Origin of the sequence: Mycobacterium sp., from assembly GCF_049683355.1 — a bacterium.
Classification (GTDB): domain Bacteria; phylum Actinomycetota; class Actinomycetes; order Mycobacteriales; family Mycobacteriaceae; genus Mycobacterium.
Genome location: NZ_JBAUJB010000317.1, coordinates 1 through 17,299 on the forward strand (window position 1 = coordinate 1; position 17,299 = coordinate 17,299).

The following is a 17,299-nucleotide window of genomic DNA, read 5'->3' on the forward strand; positions in this document are numbered from 1 at the left end:
GCGATGGTGTCGGCGGCGCTGCCGGAGCCGGAAGGGGCGGCGGCGGCGGGGCCGGCCAGTCCGATGAAGGCGGCGGTGAATCCGGCGGCGATGGCGGTGGCGGCGGTGGCGGCGGTGAGGTTCTTCATTGTTCTGCTCATTCCCTATGTGGTCGACCGTGGTGATCTGACCGGTCCAACCAGGGCCGAGCAGGGATGATTTCCGCTGGCAGAAATTGATCGACCCTGGCAGAACCCGTCCGGCGGGGAGCTAGCGCAGCCGGTGAGCCAGGCCGGAGGCGCGCACCACCCGTCGCGAGATCGCCTCGCGGATGGCCGACTCCGAGCCGACCACCCGTACCCGCTTCTTCGCCCGCGTCACCGCCGTGTAGAACAGCTCGCGGGTCAGCAGCCGCGACTGTTCCTGCGGCAACAGCACGGTGATCTCGTCGCACTGGCTGCCCTGGCTCTTGTGAATCGTCATCGCGTGCAGAGTGTCGACCTCGGGGAGCCGGCCGGTCGCGAACTCACGCGGCCCCGCACCCGATCCGACCACTGCGCACAGCCCGCTCGCGCGCACCACCGTCACCCCGGTGTCCCCGTTGTACAAACCCAGTCCGTAATCGTTCGCCGTGACAAGAACCGGCCGACCGGCGTACCAGTCGGTCCAGATCGGCTCACCTGTGGCGTCGGTGAGCCACCGCTCGATCTGCCGGTTCCAGTAGTGCACGCCGTACGGCCCGCGCCGGTGCGCACACAGCAGCCGATGCTCATCCAGGGTCGCCAGCCCCGCCTCGCCGTCGCCGAGGATCGCCGCCTCCCGCAGCCGCAGCGCGTGGGGGAGCAGCACTTTGCGCAGCCGGTCACCGGGCGCGTCGCTGTCGAGCCATTCGATGTTCTCCCCGCCGGCAGCCAGCAGGTTGATCACCCGGTCGGCGTCGCCGTCGCGGATGGCCGAAGCCAGGGCCCCGATCGACTCGCCGAACCGGTGCGACGTCTGCAGCGCGGCGACGCGCACGTCGTCGCGGCCACCGAGCCCGTCGACCAGATCCGCCAGCACCGCACCGGCTTCCACCGATGCCAGCTGATCGGCATCGCCGACCAGCAGCAGCCGGCTGTCCGGGCGCACCGCCTCGAGCAGCCGGGCCATCAGCGTCAGCGACACCATCGACGTCTCATCGACGACGATGACGTCGTGGGGCAGCCGGTTCTCGCGGTGGTGCCGAAACCGCGACGAGCTGCCCGGCTGCGGCCGCAGCAGCCTGTGCAACGTCGACGACCGCAACTGCGGCAACCGGTCCCGGTCACCCTGGTCGAGTTGGTCGACCTCCAGCTGGACAGCCTCCAGCAGCCTCGCCGCGGCCTTGCCCGTGGGCGCCGCCAGCGCGATCCGCAACGGCGGCTTGGCTGCCAGCGACGTCTGCTCGGCCAGCAGCGCCAGCAGCCGCGCCACCGTGGTGGTCTTGCCGGTGCCCGGCCCGCCGGTCAGCACCGTGAGTGATTGTGCCAGTGCGACTTCGGCGGCGGCGCGCTGCTCCTCCCAGCCGGCCGGGAACAACCGCTCGAGGCTGGGCACGGTGTCGTCTGGTGGTGTCGAGGCCAGCAACGACAGCACGTCATCACAGACCTGCTGCTCCTCGAGCCAGTAGCGGTCGAGGTACAACAACTGCCCCGTATCGTGGCCCAGCAGCCGCAGCACCGGTGGCGTGCCGGCCAGCGGGCTGGCCCGCACCGCGGTCAGCCACTCGTCGGGGGACGGCCACGGCAGTTCCGGCATCGTGACCTGTGCGGCGATCGAGGTCAGATCGACACACACCGACCCCGCCCGCAGGGCGCGCACCACAAACGCGACCGCCAGCGCGACGCGCTCGTCGGTGTCCCCGGCCAACGCGGTGAGGCGGCGCGCGACGTGAAAGTCGGCCGCCTCGAGCACCTCTGCGTCGGTGAACGCGCCGAGCAGTCCGGTTGCGGCGGCGGGTTGGACAGTCACGGTGTCACCGTCCCGGCGCCGAGCAGGTCCGAGAGGTCGACGATCATCGGCGCCGGCGGCTTCCAGCTGAACACCCCGGCGGGATGGCCGTCGACGACGGGCGTCGCCTCGCCACACATCCCGCGGACGAACAGGTACAGCACCCCGCCCAGATGCCGCTCCGGCGTGTAACCGGGTTGTCGCCACCGCAGGAAGCGGTGTAGCACGACGCAGTACAGCAGTGCCTGCAGCGGGTAGTCGGAGTGCAGCATCGCCTCGGCCAGCCTCGCGTGCCCGTAATCGGCCGAGGTCAGCGGCATCTCGGGCTCACCCAGCCAGTTGGTCTTGTAGTCGGCGACGAGGTAGGTCTCGCCGACCCGCACCACGACGTCGAGCGAACCGGTGAGATAACCCCGCAACGACTGCTCGGCGAGGGCGCCGTTCGTCAGCCGCTCCACATAGGGGGCCAGCGGGTCGTCGGCCGGGACGTAATGCCGGAACAACCGTCCCACATCGGCCAGCGAGATCCGTGGCCCGTCGTCCCGGATGTCACCACCGGCGAGCGGAAACTCGAACTCCATCTCCCGCAACCGATCCCGCATACCGATCTGCCGCAGCGTGACCCCGGGTGCCAGCGGGCCCAGCGGTGTGTCGTGCATCGGCACCAACGCCGCGGCGAGGTCCTCGGCCGGCACGTCGACCGGCCACCACACCGAGTGCTCGCGGATCTGGGCTTCGAGTTCGGTGCTCAGATCGGGTGCGAACGGATCGGCGGTCTCCAGCACCGCATGCACCAGCGTGCCGAACTTCGCCCCCATCGGCAGGTCGGCCATCGGCGACGGGACGGCCGCCACCCCGGCCTCGGCCGGTTCTGCCACTTCAGCGTGCGGCGGCTCCGCCACCGGTATGTCACCGACCTCGTCGTCGAGTTCGACGATCTCGGGTTCGCTGGAGACCCCGCCGGACGTCTCGGCGGCGCGGATCAACCCGGAGTACGACGTGCGTCGCCACGAGATGTCGATCTGTCGACGAAATCGGCGCACATCCAGATCTGAAGGGGCAAGGGGCAGTTCGACCTCGACTCCGGGGGTCACCACCGAGTCCTCGAGCACCGGGCCGCCCTGGTCGGACCAGGCCCGCAGCGCCGCCATCGCATCGGCGTCATCCAGCGTCGCCGGTTCACACCGGTCCGGTACCACCGGGTCACCTGGAGCGCGGCCCCGAAGCAGCCGCGACAGCCCGCCGTTCGGTTCATCCCATGACGGCGCCCACCATGCCACCACCTGGGACTGCGCGCGGGTGAGCGCGACGTAGGTGAGCCGGATGTCGTTGGACGCGGTCTCCCGTCGCCCGAGCTCGGTCACCTCGGCGCAGTCCGGGCTGGTCTCTCCCCCGATGTGCAGACACCGTCGGGTGCCGTCGTGGAACAGCACCGCTTCGTTGGTCCGGATGTTGCGGTTGAACGCGAACGGCAGATACACCACCGGGTACTGCAGACCCTTGCTCGCGTACACCGTCATGATCTGCACCGCGGCGGCATCGCTGTCGAGGCGACGGTTGCGTTCGGCGGCGCCGGTGCGCTCTTCGCGGTTGGTGCGCAACCAGTCACGCAGCGCGGGCAAACTGAGGTGTTCGCGATGGGCGGTGTCGTGCAGCACCTGCGTCATGTGTGCCAGGTCGGTCATCTGCCGCTCACCGTCGGTCCACGACAGCACCCGCCGCCCCATTCCGGCGAGCTGCGCGGCCTCGAACACGGCCGCGACGCCGCGCTCGCGGACATGGTCGGCCCACTCGCGGACCTTGTCCGTCACCCGGTCGGTGAGGGCCTCGCCCTGTGCGGCAAGGTCTTCGGCGGTGTGACCGAAGAACATCGTGGTGGCCGCAGCCCTGATCAAGCCGGTGCGATGCGGTTGGTCGAACGCCTCGAGCAGGCACAACCAGTCGTCGGCGGCGTCGGAGCGGAAGACGTCGGAATCGCCGGTGTACACCGTCGGGATGCCCGCGGCGGTGAGCGCATCGAAGCACGGCCGGCCGTCCTTGTGGATCTCGACGATCACCGCGATGTCGCCGGCCCGGATCGGGCGGCCGTCGTAGGTGGCTCCGCTGGCCAGCAACGCGGCGATGTCGGCGGCGAGGTCCCGCGGAATGTGGTTGCGCAGTTGGTCGATGGAGATCGTCTTGTCCTGCCGGGTGCGGACGGTGTCGCGGGAGACGACCCGCAGCCGGAACGGGTCGTTGTGCAGGGCGCCGGCCAACCGGTGGCCGCGGTGATACGCCGAGACCGGGCGCACCACGATGTCGCGGTTGCCGAGCTCGGCGCCGCGGAGCACGGCCTGCAGGGAGTCGACGAGCACCGCGTCACTTCGCCAGTTGGTGCCCAGTGTCTGGCGTTCCCCGGCGGTGCCGGCCGCGTGCAGGTAGGTGGCGATGTCGCCGCCGCGGAACGCGTAGATGGCCTGCTTCGGGTCGCCGATGAGGATCAACGTGGAGCGGCCACCGAATGCCCGGTCGATCACCTGCCACTGCACCGGGTCGGTGTCCTGGAACTCGTCGACCATGACGATCGACCAGCGCCGGTGCATGCGGACCCGGGCGGGGGAGTCGGCGGACTCCAGCGCGGTGGCCAGCCGGCTCAGCAGGTCGTCGTAACCGAGGATGCCGCGCTTGCGTTTGCGGCGCTCCAGCTCCTCGCACACGGCGGCGGCGAAGTCGACGCGGACCGCGGCTCCGGTGCCCGCCGGTGGAGCCACCGGACGCAGTTCGGCACTCGGGTTCTGCACGACGGCACGGGCCAGGTCCAGGGCATCACCGCGCGACAGCGGCGGGTCGTCGCGTTGCCGGCCGAAGTAGGCCAGGTAGAGGTCGTCGACGATCTCGGCCACCAGATCGTCGAGGCTCTCGGCCAGGGTCACACCCGCATCGGTATCACCGGCCACGCCAAGCGATTTGAGGACGAGATGGCAGAACTGGTGCGTAGTCGCGATCGTCGCGGCGTCGAAACCGGCGAGAGCGTCGCGCAGCCGTAGTTCCCGATCGCGCAGTTGCTCGTCGGTGCCCTCGAGCAGGTGGGCGACCAGCTGGTTGTCCCCTACGGTCGACGGGTCGCCGAACGCCAGCACCGCGCCCAGGATCTGTTGCCGGACCCGTTCGCGCAGTTCCTGGCTGGCGGCCTTGCTGAAGGTGATGAGCAGCATCTGATCCAGCGTCGCCTGCCCCTCGGCGAGATAGCGTGTCACCAGGCCGGCCAGTGCGAACGTCTTCCCGGTCCCGGCGCTGGCCTCCAGCACCGTCGTGGACTCCGGCGCCGGTAGCGGACCCAGAAGGTCGAATGTCTTCATCAGTCGGGGTCTCTCTCCGCCTGCAGCATCGGCAGCCACAGCCGCGCGGCGTACGCGCCCAGCCGGGTGGTCTCACCGTCGTACTCCTCACCGGCACGCACCGGCTCCAGCAGGATTTCGAGCTTGGAGTTGTACCCCCACACGCGCTGGTGTGCGGGTTCTTCGTTCTCCCCCGGGAACCTGCCGGTGTTCCACTTGAAGCCCGCCTGACGATTCGGGAAGCCGCCGGTGCGGCGCGTCTCCGCCCACGCATAGGACGTCTTGAGTGGCAGCGGGACCGGCTCACGGCGACCGGCGTCGTAGATCGCCACCAGATCGGCGAGCACGCCGGCCGCCGGCACCTGGGGCGCGCCGAGCATCCGGACCCGCGGCCGGCCGCCGCGCCTGGCCCGTCCGATGCACACCGCAACCCACTCGCTGCCGGGGTCGCGAGCGGTCAACGCCAGCAACCGGATCCAGGACGCGACCAGGTGCCGACCGTCGAGTTTGGAATACGTGACCGAGACCAGCCGGTCACCGTGGACCCCGGGAACGGTCCCGGTCACCCGCCGGCCGTTGCCGACGTCGATGTCGACGTCGTGCGCGTGCGGCGGCTGCGTGCGGTGTCGGTACGCGGCGACGGCCAGCGCCGCGGCCTGCTCACGGATCTCCTGCGCCTTGCGCCAGCCGAGCTGGCCCGGGGGCAGTGAGCCGCGTCGCCACTCGGCCTGTTGTGCGTCCCTGGGGTGCATGCCGCGCTGCATGTCGTCGAGCATCCGGTCGCCGACCTTCCACTCCTGCAGAGCGTCGATCTCGACCGGCATCGCGTCCTCGGTGGGGTCGACGTCCCACGGCAGCGTGAAGTCCAGCGCGCGGAAGAATCCCTTGACCGGGTCGCGGAAGAAGCCGATCAGGTCGTCGAGTTCGACGTCGTCCGGCGCCGGCGCCGGCAGCGGTCTCCCGAGCAGCGACGGACGCTGCGCGCGTTCACCGGCGGCGACCTCGGCGGCGATCAGGGTGGTCCGGTCGAAGGTGAACGGCTGGCCGGCGGGCATGTTCAACGCCCCAGGGGTGACGTTGCGAATGTCGAACGGCTGCAACGGGTGTTCCACCAGCACCTGATCCCGGGCCTGCTGTGGAGTGGTGACGTCGAGGGTGTCCAGCAATTCCATCACCGGCACCGCCGGCGGCTTGCGCTGTCCGGTCTGTTCGTCGGAGCCGGTGTAGGTGATCACCAGCTTCTCGGTGGCGGCGCCGATCGCATCGAGCAGCAACTGCCGGTCCTCGGAACGGATGTCGCGTTCGCCGGTCATCGGGTCACGGGCCAACGCGTCGTCCCCGTCCACGACGCCCAGGCGCGGGAACACCCCGTCGTCGAGTCCGACCAGGCACACCACCCTGTGGGGCACCGAGCGCATCGGCACCATGGTGCAGACCGTCAGGGTGCCGGTGCGGAAGTTGGCGCGCGTCGGCCGGCCTGCGAGGTGGCGACCCAGCAGCGCCCGGATGTCGGACAGCCGCAGCACCGCGCCGGCACGGGTCCCGGCAGTGGCGAACACGTCGCGGAACTCACGCTGGACCTGGCTGGACTGCCAGGCGTCGCTGTCGGCGACGCTGGTCAGCAGCGTGATCCCGGATGCGAGTGCACTCAGCCAGTCGCTGAGAGACTGTGTACCGGAAAGGCATTCGACGACGACGTGGAGCCGTTCGATGTACTCGGCCATTCGCCCGGCGAGCTCGACCCGGTTGCTGCCGACATCGTCGAGGGGCAACGTGGTGTCCAGCCAGGCGTGCGAATCGTCGGACATCGCCACCCCGGCCAGCACCCTGTCGATGCCGAACCGCCAGGTGTTCTGCACGAAGTCCACCCCGTACGGTCGGCGGTGGGCCGAATCGAAACCCCAGCGGATGTTGGCCTCGCGCACCCATTCGCCCATGGCGTCCAGGTCGTCGTCGCTGAAGCCGAAACGGGAACGCACGGGCGCGGACTCGGCCAGGTTCAGCACCTCGCTGGCGGTGGCGCGTCCACCGGCCAGACCGAGCAGTTGGCGCGCCACACCGAGCAGCGGGTTGGTCTGGGTGAGCGCGCGGTCGGCGAGCTTGACCCGCAGCTGGTGCGCCGGGTGCGCACCGGGGACGACGTCGCCGAGGCCGAAGCCGGCAACGATCAACGGTGCGTAGGTCTCGATGTCCGGGCACATCACGAGGATGTCGCGTGGTTCCAGGGTGGGGTCGTCGGCCAGCAGACCCAGCAGTACCTCGCGCAACACGTCGATCTGCCGGGCCGGGCCGTGGCTGCTGTGCACCTGCACCGAGCGATCGTCGGGTGAGAGGGTGCGGCCTGCGGCGCGGACGGCGTTGGCGGCGATGTCGGACTGCAGCCACTCCAGCAACGTGCCGCCCCGGGTCGGCGAGTCGGCCGCCGCGTTGAGGCACTCGTCGGTCTTCGGGTTGACAGGCAGTCCACGCTGCAGCTCGCGCAGGTCGCGACCGAGCGTCGCGAGCAGGGGGTGCCCCGCGGCGCGGTGGGACGTGTCGTCACGGCGGGCGACGGCGCCGTGGACGTCCCGCAGGCTCTGCCACAGTGCGTCACTGGGATGCGGCAACCACAGGTGCAGGTCGTGGTGCACGCTCAACGCGTGCAGCAACTCGATCTCCGTGAGGGGCAGCCGGGTGTGCCCGAACAGCGACAGTCGATGCGGCAAGTCGGTGGGCGACTCCTGAAGACGGGCAACGGTTTTGGCATGCCGAACGGACGGCGGGTCGGCGTCCACGCGGTCCAGGAGGGCGCGGTAGAGCTCGGGCTGCCACCGCAGGTCCGGGTCGAGGCCGGCGGTGTCGCCGGCAAGCCAGTCGGCGAGCAGCTGCGGACGTTGCCGCGCGTAAGAGGCGAACAGACCGGCGAGGCGCCGCGCAACGGCATAGCGCCGGCCCTGGCGCAGCTCCTTCTCCTCGCCGGACTCGAAGTGCCCGAGGTGGGCGGCCAGCGCGGTGCACCACGGCTCGTCGAGGGCGCTGTCGATCACTTCGAGCAAGGGCCACACCGTCGCATCCGCCGACCACGGGTCCTCGTCGGCCACCCCGGTGATCTCCGCGATCAGCGACCGCGGATGCCGGAACGTCACCCCCGCACAAACGCCGTCGTCGGCGTGGGGCCCCCGGCCCAGCACGTGGGAGAGCCGCTGGCTGAGCCAGCGCTCCATGCCCCGCGCGGACACCAGCACGAGCTCCTCGGCGAACGGATCGGGCAGCGGCGTGGCAAGCAACTCGCCGAGGCCGTCGGCGAGAAGGTCGGTGCGGTCGGCACGATGGAGGTGAAGTGCCATCGGCGGCCACATTACGGCGCTGCCGGTCTCGGCCGGCGCTCAGCCCTGTTCGACGATGTTGCCGCGACCGGACTTCGAGATCTCCGGGTTGCCGCTGCGGTAGGTGACCTGGTTGTCGAAGCCGGACGCGGTGATGGTCTCGGCGCTGTCGACCGTGACGATGTTGTCCATGCCGGACACCGAGACGCTGGCACAGGGGCCCTGGATCTCGATGGTGTTGGTGACGCCGCTGACGCTCACCGAGCCCCGATCGCACACCACCGTCTTGCGCTGTTCGACCCCGCCGATGCTCAGCGAACCGCCGGCTGCAACCGTCAGGACGTCGTCGGTCGGGTCGACGCGGGGCTGTGCGCGCGGGGGTCGACGGAACCACCTCCGCCGGCGATACCGGGCGGACCCGGCCGTACGGGCGCGTCGCTGCCCGAACCGGTGAGGTTGAAGAACGCGACGAAGCCCACGATGCCGAACCCGACGACGCCGACGACGATCAGCGGGACCAGCCACAGCGCCGTCTGGGGCCGCTTGTGCACCACCCGCTGCGGCGGGGAGTAGTACGGCGAACCGTACTGCGGGTACGTGACGGGCACGTCCACCGCCGGTGTGGCCTCATACGGCCGGGTGCCCAACTCGCTGGCGTCGGCCTGGTCGGCGAGTGGACGCTCGAGATCCCGGATACGGCTTCCGGATCCCCGTCTGGCTCCATCCGCAGATGTTTGCACACGTGATCGTCCCAGCTCAACGGTTGCAGGCCGACGGCGGATATGTCCGAAGGCTGACAGTTGCCCGCAGCGGGGTTCGGCGACCGGTCGGCGTGGTACCCACAGACCATGGCGGCACCGGGTTTTCTCGCCATCGGCAGTGGTCCCGCGGGCATCAGCGCAGCTGAGACGTTCCGTAGCAGACACCGCCATATCCCTGTGCGCATACTGTCGGCCGATCCGGCGCTGCCCTACGCCAAACCGCCCCTGAGCAAGGGGTATCTGTGCGGGCGCCAGCCCAACCTCGATCTCCACAGCGCCGGCTGGTTCGACCGCAACAACGTCGAACTCATCCGTGGCGTCACCATCGAGCGCATCGACGTCGGGGCCCAGCAGGTCATCACCGCGGGCGGCGTGCGCCACCCCTACTGGCACCTGCTGCTGGCCACCGGGTCGGCACCGGTGCCCCTGAAGGTGCCCGGCGGAGAACTCGCCCAACCACTGCGGACCTTCGCCGATGCGGTCGCGCTGAAGATGGCGGCGCGGCACGCCGAGACGGCGGTGGTGGTAGGCGCCGGTCTGATCGGTTGTGAAGCCGCGGCATGTCTGGCCGGACTCGGCGTCGCAACCACCCTCGTCGCCCCCGAAACCGTGCCGCTGAAGCGCAGGTTCGGCGTCTATGTAGGCGAGCGGGTGGTCAAGATGCTCTCGGACGCCGGGGTCCGGTTCATCGGGGCGAGCACGGTGGCCGCCGTCAAGCACTCCGGTGTGGTCCTGACCACCGGCGAGACGGTCGACGGTGACGTCGTCGTCGGTGCGACCGGAGTCCGTCCGGACATCCGGCTCGCCGCCGCAGCCGGTCTCGAGACCGAGGGTGGGCACGTCGTCGTCGACGAACACATGCGCACGTCGGCCCGAAACGTCTACGCCGCAGGCGATATCACGTTGGCACACAATGTGGCAGCGGGCCGTCGGGTCGTCTCCGAACACTGGCGCGATGCCGCGCAGCAAGGGCTCGTCGCCGGGCTCACGGCGGCCGGCTACCCGGCGTCCTGGGACAAGGTCTCCGGATTCTCCTGCGAGATCGGCAAGTTCACGCTCGAGTACCGTGGCTGGAACTCCCCGGATGCCTCATGCCGCCTGGTCGACCGGCGCAACGGATCCTCCGCGACCTACCACTTCGAAGGCCGCGTCGTCGGCACTCTGGAAGCTACAGCCAGTCCCGCTTCTTGAACATCACATACAGCACGATCACCAGCACGGCGATGATCGCCGTGCTCACCACGAAGCCGCCGGCGGTGTCTATCCCGGGATAGAGCACATTCTGGCCGTAGAAGCCGGTGATCGCCGTCGGCACGGCGATGATCGCCGCCCACCCCGTCAGCTTCTTCATCACCATGTTCAGGCGGGCGTCCTGCAGCGACAGGTTCGTTTCGAACACCGTCGTCACCATGTCGCGCAGCGATTCGGTCCACTCCGACACCCTCAGCACATGGTCGTAGAGGTCGGCGTAGACGGGGTCGAGCTCGATCGCGGTCCTGGCGTCCATCCTGCGGTGCTGGATCAGCGTCACCACCTCACGCATCGGCAGCACCACCCGCCGCAACGCGACAAGATCCTTGCGGAGCTGAAACGTCTTGCGCTGCAGCCCACCCCGCGGTGCCTGATCGGAGAACAGGTCGTCTTCGAGGCTCTCGATCCCGTCATCGAGGCACTGGACGGCATCAAAGTGCCCGTCGACCACGACGTCGAGCAGGCCATGCACCAGAGAGCCGACACCGTGTTCCTGCCCGCCGAGTTCGTCGAAGCGCCGTGAGACCTGGTCGATGTCGAAGTCCGGCGACAGCCGGACGGTGATCAACCCGCGAGGCAGGACGAACGCGGAGATCCGATGGGTTTCCAGTGTCGACTCGGACGCGTCCTCGGGCGGGGGAGTACGGACGGTGACTGCGTAGACGGTGAAGAACGTGTGCGTCTTGTAGGCTGCGGCCTTGGTGCGTTCGGCGACGGCGATCGCGTCCTCGACCGCCCAGGAGTTCAGATGTAACTCCTGAGCGAGATCTTTCAGGATGGCGTGGTCGGGGTCGTAGATGTCACACCACACCAGGGTGTCGTCGGATGCCAGGCAGTCCGAGATCGCGGAGAACTCGAAATCGTCCTGGGCGTTGCCGTCGCGCCAGATTCGGCCTCGGACGTGGGTCACTGGATCATCATTGCAGCCGGCTGCGCGGCGAGTGTGAAGCCATGGCTGCGCAGCGGGCTGATTTCACGACCAGGAATGCTATTTCGCGGCGAAGTCAGCCGAGCGTGAACTCGGTTGCCAGGCCGTCGATCCCGGCCCGGATGGCGTCCAGCGCGGACTGCCTGGCCTTGAGCTTGGTCGCGAGGTGCGCGCCGGCGTTCAGCGTCGTCGCGGCTTCCGCGGCCACCTGCCGGGCGCGGGTGAGGACCTGATCGGCCTCCACGATCTCGTCGAGCCAGCCCGCGGCGATCGCGTCGTCGCCGACGAAAGTCGAGGCCAGCGCTGTCCCTCGGTGGAATGCCGCCGGGGTCAGCCGCATCCGGATGATCTCGATCGCCGAGATCGGGATGGCCATCCCGATCGCCACCTCGATGGCCTGGCAGCGCGACTTCGGCGCTCCGACGCGGTGGTCGGCCGACAGCAACAGGAACGAGCCCATCGCGATCGCGGGCCCGGTCGCCGCGATGATCACCGGCACCGGGAACGTCAGCGTCCGCACCGACAGTTCGAAGCCGCCCGCGAGCATCCCGTGCGCCGCGGCGGCGTCCCCGGACTGGAACACCGCCAGGTCGAACCCGCCGCTGAACACCCGGGAGTTGCCCGCCAGCACCACCGCTTTCGCGGCGTCGGCCTCGGCCCGGTCGAGTGCCTCGTTGATGGCGCCCTGCATGGCCGGCCCCAGCACGTTGACCTTGCCGTCATCGAGGGTGATGGTGGCCACTCGGTCTTCTGTTTCCGCGAGCTCGTAGGAAACAGTGCTGGTCATGGTCCTCCTGTCGGGCCGGTTCGGCGGATCGAACCTAACAGCGCGCCGCTCGGTGAGATCGGGCCGGTCAGCCGCCCATCAACATGCGCCACTGGTCCAGATTGCTGGCGCGGTAGACGTAGTTGGTGCTTCGGACCTCCGAGAGCTGAGCGCTCGGCTCCGCGGAGTACCAGTGTCCGGGGAAGACGGTGGGATCGCCGGGCAGCTGCGCGAGCGCCTGCAGGCTGCGGAACATCTCGTCGGCGTCGCCGCCGGGGAAGTCGGTGCGGCCGCAGCCCTCCAGGAAAAGCGTGTCGCCGGCGACGAGCCGGCCGTCGAGCAGGAAGCACTGGCTGCCGGGGGTGTGGCCCGGCGTGTGCAGCAGCTCGATGTCGATGTCGCCGACGCTGACCTTGTCGCCGTGCTGATGTGACGTCAGCTCGCTCGGCGCGATCCCGGTGACCCGCGAAACCCAATCCGCTTCGTGGGTGTTGACGTGGACCGGCACGCTGACACGTTCCAGCAGCTCCGCGAGGCCCTTGAGCTCGAAACCCATCATCGAGCCGCCGACATGGTCGGGGTGGTGGTGGGTGACGAGCACCCCCGACAGGTGCATGCCGTCCGACTCCAGCGCGTCCACCAGGTCCTGGGCGGCGTAGGCGGGATCCACCACCACGGTGTCGCCGGTCTGGCGGTCTCCGATGAGATAGGCGAAGTTGCGCATCTGCTGGGCGATCATGTCGCCGGCCGCGAAATCGCGACCCGAGAGCAGCTGCCTGAAATAGAGGCGGTCCGAGTCAGCCATGGCGTTCAGCGTATGCACCCGGGACCGAGGGGACGCGATGGCCCCCGCAGTGACCAGCGGTTTGGCGTGGCAAACGCTGAGAATGTACCCTCTTTAAGGCCCATCGCTCGGCGGTGGGCTGCAGTACCCAAGCAAGGCACCAATGCCCCCTTAGCTCAGTCGGCAGAGCGTTTCCATGGTAAGGAAAAGGTCAACGGTTCGATTCCGTTAGGGGGCTCGGTGGACAGCGGGGCGAGCGAAGCGACGGGAGACAAGCTCCTAGCGGTGCGCCGAACCGCGCCCATCGGGGCGGTGTAGCTCAGCTGGTTAGAGCGCACGACTCATAATCGTGAGGTCGGGGGATCGAGCCCCCCCACCGCTACACGCAGTACGAGATTGACCGAGTTTTGAGAAAGAGGCACCTGACGTGGCGTCCAGTACAGACGTTCGGCCGAAGATCACTTTGGCGTGCGAGGTGTGCAAGCACCGCAACTACATCACCAAGAAGAACCGTCGCAACGATCCCGACCGGCTCGAGATCAAGAAGTTCTGCCCGAACTGCGGCAAGCACCAGGCCCACAAAGAGTCGCGCTGAGCGGGACGACCGGGCCGGGAGCCGTCGATCCGCGGTTGCTGAGCTCGACTAGGTAGGTTCATCTGGTGTTTTTTCTGGACGATTACGTCGGGCTGCACTTCCGCTATCCCGACCACTACGACGTCGGCCGCGAGAAGATCCGCGAGTACGCCGTAGCGGTCAAGAACGACGACGCTGCGTTCGTCGACGAGAACGCGACCGCCGACCTCGGTTACGACGCCCTGCTCGCCCCGTTGACGTTCATCTCGGTGTTCGGTTACCAGGCGCAGTCGGCGATGTTCGCCGCCGCCAACATCGGCATCACCGATGCCCAGATCGTGCAGGTCGACCAGGTACTCAAGTACCTCAGGCCGATCAAGGCCGGCGACCGGCTGTACTGCGACGTGTACATCGATTCGATCCGCAAAGCCCACGGCACCGACATCATCACCACCAAGAACATCATCAGCAACGCCGACGGCGACATCGTGCAGGAGAGCTACACCACCCTGGCGGGACGTAGCGAAGAAGACGGAAAGAGTGGCTTCCAAGATGGCACTGCGTGAGTTCAGTTCGGTCAAGGTCGGCGATCAGCTGCCCGAGAAGATCATCCCCTTGACCAGGGGTGACCTCGTCAACTACGCCGGGGTGTCCGGTGACCTCAACCCGATCCACTGGGACGACGAGATCGCCAAGCAGGTCGGCCTGGACACCGCGATCGCCCACGGCATGCTCACCATGGGGCTCGGCGGCGGCTACGTCACGTCGTGGGTCGGCGACCCCGGCGCTGTCACCGAGTACAACGTGCGGTTCACGGCCGTGGTGCCGGTGCCCAACGACGGCAAGGGCGCCGAGATCGTCTTCAACGGACGCGTGAAAGCGGTTGATCCCGAGACCAAGACGATCGTGATCGCGATCAGCGCCACTTCCGGGGGCAAGAAGATCTTCGGCCGCGCAATCGCCAACGCCAAGCTGGCCTGAGCGGGTGCTGACATGGCTCTGAAGACAGACATTCGGGGAATGGTCTGGAAATACCCCGACACCTACGTCGTCGGCCGCGAACAGGTCCGGCAGTACGCAAAAGCCGTGAAGGCCGCCGACCCGGCATCTCACGACGAGGACGCGGCCGCCGCGCTCGGACACGACGGAATCATCGCGTCGCCGACCTTCATGTCGATCTTCGCGGTGATGATCCAGAACCACTTCTTCCAGAACGTCGACGTCGGCCTGGAAACGATGCAGATCGTGCAGGTCGACCAGAAGTTCCTGTTCCATCAGCCGATCAAGGCCGGTGACGAACTCACCGGGACCATGTACATCGAGACGGTCGACGAACGCTTCGGCGCCGACATCGTCACCACCCGCAACGTCGTCGCCCGGCCGGACGGCGAGGTGGTGATGGAGTCCTACACGACGCTGATGGGCCACGAAGGCGACAACTCGATCTCGGTGAAGTGGGATCCTGAGACCGGTCAGGTGGTCCGCAAGGCCGCCGGCGAGTGACGGACCAGTCGGGCACCAACAGGCCCAGACCGGACCAGACCGGATTAGTAACTCAGACCGAGGGCACGGTACACTCGGTCCTCGGGGTTTTCCCAGTCCAGCGCGCTGTCCGTCGGCCCAGATCGACCGAACGGGGAGCGCGCGAATTGTGTGGGCCCCTGACCCGCTATGAAGGGGCGTAGCTCAACTGGCAGAGCAGCGGTCTCCAAAACCGCAGGTTGCAGGTTCAAGTCCTGTCGCCCCTGCAACTGAATAGTCGACAAGTGCACACTGGAAGGTGAGCACACGAGACCATACGAGCAGAAAAGGAAGCATGCGGTGAGCGACGAGCGCGAAGGTGCCGGCTCCGCAGACACCGGTACCGGGCCCGACAGCGGTGACAACGGTAGCCAGACGGCGGTCGTGACGCGGCCGCAGCGGCCCACCGGCAAGCGGTCGCGGCGCGGTGCGGTGACCGAATCCGACGCAGCCGACTCCGATGGGGCGCCGGAGACGGACAGTTCGGGCGGTGGCGACGACGGAGGCAAGGGTGGCGGGCCCAAGAGGACCGCCAAGAAGCCCAAGGACGGGCCGTCGCGCAACCCCTTCGCGTTTGTCCTGAACTACCTGCAGGAAGTCATCGGCGAGCTGCGCAAGGTCATCTGGCCGAACCGCAAGCAGATGGTCACCTACACCACGGTCGTGCTGTTGTTCCTCGCGTTCATGGTGGCGCTGATCGGGTTCACCGACCTGGGTCTGGCCAAGCTCGTGACGATGGTGTTCGGCTGACCCGGGGCGGGTCGGCGAGCACTGACAGTGAAATTGAGAGAGGACTACACGTGACTAGCTTCGACGGCGAAACGCCTTCGGGTGACACCGTCGACACCATCGAGGTCGACGAGGCCAACGTTGGCGCCGACGCCGAGCCTGACACGGCAGCCGAGGGTGCCAGCGACGATGTGACCGACGAAAGCACGGATGCCGAAGCTCCCGCCGAAGCGGCACCGGAGGAGGACGAGGACCCGGCCGTCGCTCTGAAGAAGGAGCTGCGCCTCAAGCCGGGCGAGTGGTACGTCATCCACTCGTACGCCGGTTACGAGAACAAGGTGAAGGCCAACCTCGAGACCCGCGTGCAGAACCTTGACGTCGGCGACTACATCTTCCAGGTGGAGGTGCCCACCGAAGAGGTCACCGAGATCAAGAACGGCCAGCGCAAGCAGGTCAACCGCAAGGTGCTGCCGGGCTACATCCTGGTCCGTATGGAACTCAACGACGAATCGTGGGGCGCGGTGCGCAACACCCCCGGCGTGACCGGTTTCGTCGGTGCGACGTCGCGTCCGTCACCGCTGTCGCTCGACGACGTGGTCAAGTTCCTGCTCCCGCCGGCAGCGGCGAAGAAGCCCGGCAAGATCTCGTCGGCTTCCGCGGCGGCGGCTGAGATCGGCGCGGATGAGCGTCCGTCCATCGAGGTCGACTTCGAGGTCGGAGAATCGGTCACCGTCATGGACGGTCCGTTCGCGACGTTGCCGGCATCGATCAGCGAGGTCAACGCCGAACAGCAGAAGCTCAAGGTGCTGGTGTCCATCTTCGGCCGCGAGACACCCGTCGAACTGACCTTCACCCAGGTCGCCAAGATCTAGTCGGGCCACTGTGCCCACCTGAGAACCCCAGAAAAGAAAAGGAACACCACAGAGCATGGCCCCGAAGAAGAAGGTCACCGGGCTGATCAAGCTGCAGATCCAGGCCGGGCAGGCCAACCCCGCCCCGCCGGTCGGTCCTGCGCTCGGCCAGCACGGTGTCAACATCATGGAGTTCTGCAAGGCGTACAACGCGGCGACCGAGTCGCAGCGCGGCAACGTCATCCCCGTGGAGATCACCGTCTACGAGGACCGCAGCTTCACGTTCGCGCTGAAGACGCCGCCCGCGGCAAAGCTGCTGCTCAAGGTGGCCGGTGTGGCGAAGGGTTCCGGTGAACCGCACAAGACCAAGGTCGCCAAGGTGACCTGGGATCAGGTGCGCGAGATCGCCGAGACCAAGAAGGAAGACCTCAACGCCAACGACATCGATCAGGCGGCCAAGATCATCGCCGGCACCGCCCGGTCGATGGGGATCACCGTCGAATAGCACGGCATAGCACGGCATAGCACGGGTGATCCACCGTTGAGACTGCACTGAGGGCGCCAA

Annotated in this window: 16 protein-coding genes and 3 tRNA genes; 11 read left to right on the top strand and 8 right to left on the bottom strand. The window is 68.0% G+C overall.

The genetic code is table 11. The features are described from left to right. Positions 1-249: 249 nt before the first annotated feature. The 5 genes from recD to WA944_RS18400 all read right to left on the bottom strand — a co-directional run bounded on the left by recD (position 250) and on the right by WA944_RS18400 (position 9,309). Complete coding sequence (gene recD, locus WA944_RS18380; protein WP_526374939.1) at positions 250-1,968, bottom strand: exodeoxyribonuclease V subunit alpha; 1,719 nt, start codon at positions 1,966-1,968, stop codon at positions 250-252. Continuing rightward, positions 1,965-5,285: an exodeoxyribonuclease V subunit beta gene (gene recB, locus WA944_RS18385; protein WP_526374941.1), complete on the bottom strand. Its 3,321-nt coding sequence runs from the start codon at positions 5,283-5,285 to the stop codon at positions 1,965-1,967. The genes recD and recB overlap by 4 nt, the downstream gene beginning before the upstream one ends. After that, positions 5,285-8,590: an exodeoxyribonuclease V subunit gamma gene (gene recC, locus WA944_RS18390; protein ID WP_526647210.1), complete on the bottom strand. Its 3,306-nt coding sequence runs from the start codon at positions 8,588-8,590 to the stop codon at positions 5,285-5,287. The genes recB and recC overlap by 1 nt, the downstream gene beginning before the upstream one ends. A gap of 39 nt (positions 8,591-8,629) precedes the next feature. Beyond that, the gene (locus WA944_RS18395; RefSeq protein WP_526372629.1) at positions 8,630-8,830 is read right to left on the bottom strand and encodes a DUF3060 domain-containing protein; all 201 of its coding nucleotides are present in this window, start codon (positions 8,828-8,830) and stop codon (positions 8,630-8,632) included. 74 nt (positions 8,831-8,904) lie between these two features. After that, the gene (locus tag WA944_RS18400) at positions 8,905-9,309 is read right to left on the bottom strand and encodes a hypothetical protein (RefSeq protein WP_526372630.1); all 405 of its coding nucleotides are present in this window, start codon (positions 9,307-9,309) and stop codon (positions 8,905-8,907) included. 108 nt (positions 9,310-9,417) lie between these two features. Here WA944_RS18400 and WA944_RS18405 point away from each other — a divergent pair, with 108 nt between their 5' ends. Beyond that, positions 9,418-10,521: an NAD(P)/FAD-dependent oxidoreductase gene (locus WA944_RS18405; RefSeq protein ID WP_526372631.1), complete on the top strand. Its 1,104-nt coding sequence runs from the start codon at positions 9,418-9,420 to the stop codon at positions 10,519-10,521. Here the strand turns inward: WA944_RS18405 and WA944_RS18410 are convergent. The 3 genes from WA944_RS18410 to WA944_RS18420 form a co-directional block, all read right to left on the bottom strand. Next, positions 10,499-11,491 carry a magnesium transporter CorA family protein gene (locus WA944_RS18410; protein ID WP_526372632.1) on the bottom strand — a complete coding sequence of 331 codons (993 nt, stop codon included), beginning with the start codon at positions 11,489-11,491 and terminating at the stop codon, positions 10,499-10,501. The two genes, WA944_RS18405 and WA944_RS18410, sit on opposite strands and share 23 nt — an antisense overlap. A gap of 94 nt (positions 11,492-11,585) precedes the next feature. Beyond that, entirely contained in the window at positions 11,586-12,296 is a 711-nt protein-coding gene (locus WA944_RS18415; RefSeq protein ID WP_526372633.1) for a crotonase/enoyl-CoA hydratase family protein, read from the bottom strand. Positions 12,297-12,363: 67 nt separating this feature from the next. After that, a complete protein-coding gene (locus WA944_RS18420; protein ID WP_526609877.1) occupies positions 12,364-13,080 on the bottom strand; it encodes an MBL fold metallo-hydrolase in 717 nt (238 codons plus the stop codon). 144 nt (positions 13,081-13,224) lie between these two features. Here WA944_RS18420 and WA944_RS18425 point away from each other — a divergent pair. From WA944_RS18425 to rplK, 10 genes are all read left to right on the top strand, one after another. Next, positions 13,225-13,297, top strand: a tRNA-Thr gene (locus WA944_RS18425). A 70-nt stretch (positions 13,298-13,367) separates the two neighbouring features. Next, positions 13,368-13,441 (top strand) — tRNA-Met (locus tag WA944_RS18430). Positions 13,442-13,486: 45 nt separating this feature from the next. After that, positions 13,487-13,654 carry a 50S ribosomal protein L33 gene (gene rpmG, locus WA944_RS18435; RefSeq protein WP_003929651.1) on the top strand — a complete coding sequence of 56 codons (168 nt, stop codon included), beginning with the start codon at positions 13,487-13,489 and terminating at the stop codon, positions 13,652-13,654. Between the two features lie 65 nt (positions 13,655-13,719). Then, a complete protein-coding gene (gene hadA / locus WA944_RS18440) occupies positions 13,720-14,199 on the top strand; it encodes a (3R)-hydroxyacyl-ACP dehydratase subunit HadA (RefSeq protein WP_526374105.1) in 480 nt (159 codons plus the stop codon). Next, positions 14,186-14,614: a (3R)-hydroxyacyl-ACP dehydratase subunit HadB gene (gene hadB, locus WA944_RS18445; protein ID WP_526374107.1), complete on the top strand. Its 429-nt coding sequence runs from the start codon at positions 14,186-14,188 to the stop codon at positions 14,612-14,614. Before hadA ends, hadB begins: the two co-directional genes overlap by 14 nt. 12 nt (positions 14,615-14,626) lie before the next feature. Continuing rightward, complete coding sequence (gene hadC / locus WA944_RS18450) at positions 14,627-15,136, top strand: (3R)-hydroxyacyl-ACP dehydratase subunit HadC (RefSeq protein WP_526374104.1); 510 nt, start codon at positions 14,627-14,629, stop codon at positions 15,134-15,136. Positions 15,137-15,308: 172 nt separating this feature from the next. After that, positions 15,309-15,381, top strand: a tRNA-Trp gene (locus tag WA944_RS18455). Between the two features lie 73 nt (positions 15,382-15,454). Further along, positions 15,455-15,904, top strand: a complete 450-nt coding sequence (gene secE / locus WA944_RS18460) for a preprotein translocase subunit SecE (protein ID WP_526374103.1) — start codon at positions 15,455-15,457, stop codon at positions 15,902-15,904. A 50-nt stretch (positions 15,905-15,954) separates the two neighbouring features. Further along, entirely contained in the window at positions 15,955-16,755 is an 801-nt protein-coding gene (gene nusG / locus WA944_RS18465) for a transcription termination/antitermination protein NusG (protein WP_526374102.1), read from the top strand. Between the two features lie 55 nt (positions 16,756-16,810). Continuing rightward, the gene (rplK, locus tag WA944_RS18470) at positions 16,811-17,239 is read left to right on the top strand and encodes a 50S ribosomal protein L11 (protein ID WP_526374101.1); all 429 of its coding nucleotides are present in this window, start codon (positions 16,811-16,813) and stop codon (positions 17,237-17,239) included. Positions 17,240-17,299 lie beyond the last annotated feature (60 nt).

Excerpts from the sequence above, each read along its gene's own strand:
- recB (WP_526374941.1), bottom strand. The coding sequence starts at position 5,285 with ATGAAGACATTCGACCTTCTGGGTCCGCTACCGGCGCCGGAGTCCACG.
- recC (WP_526647210.1), bottom strand. The coding sequence starts at position 8,590 with ATGGCACTTCACCTCCATCGTGCCGACCGCACCGACCTTCTCGCCGAC.
- WA944_RS18405 (WP_526372631.1), top strand. The coding sequence starts at position 9,418 with ATGGCGGCACCGGGTTTTCTCGCCATCGGCAGTGGTCCCGCGGGCATC.
- WA944_RS18415 (WP_526372633.1), bottom strand. The coding sequence starts at position 12,296 with ATGACCAGCACTGTTTCCTACGAGCTCGCGGAAACAGAAGACCGAGTG.
- WA944_RS18420 (WP_526609877.1), bottom strand. The coding sequence starts at position 13,080 with ATGGCTGACTCGGACCGCCTCTATTTCAGGCAGCTGCTCTCGGGTCGC.
- hadB (WP_526374107.1), top strand. The coding sequence starts at position 14,186 with ATGGCACTGCGTGAGTTCAGTTCGGTCAAGGTCGGCGATCAGCTGCCC.
- hadC (WP_526374104.1), top strand. The coding sequence starts at position 14,627 with ATGGCTCTGAAGACAGACATTCGGGGAATGGTCTGGAAATACCCCGAC.
- rplK (WP_526374101.1), top strand. The coding sequence starts at position 16,811 with ATGGCCCCGAAGAAGAAGGTCACCGGGCTGATCAAGCTGCAGATCCAG.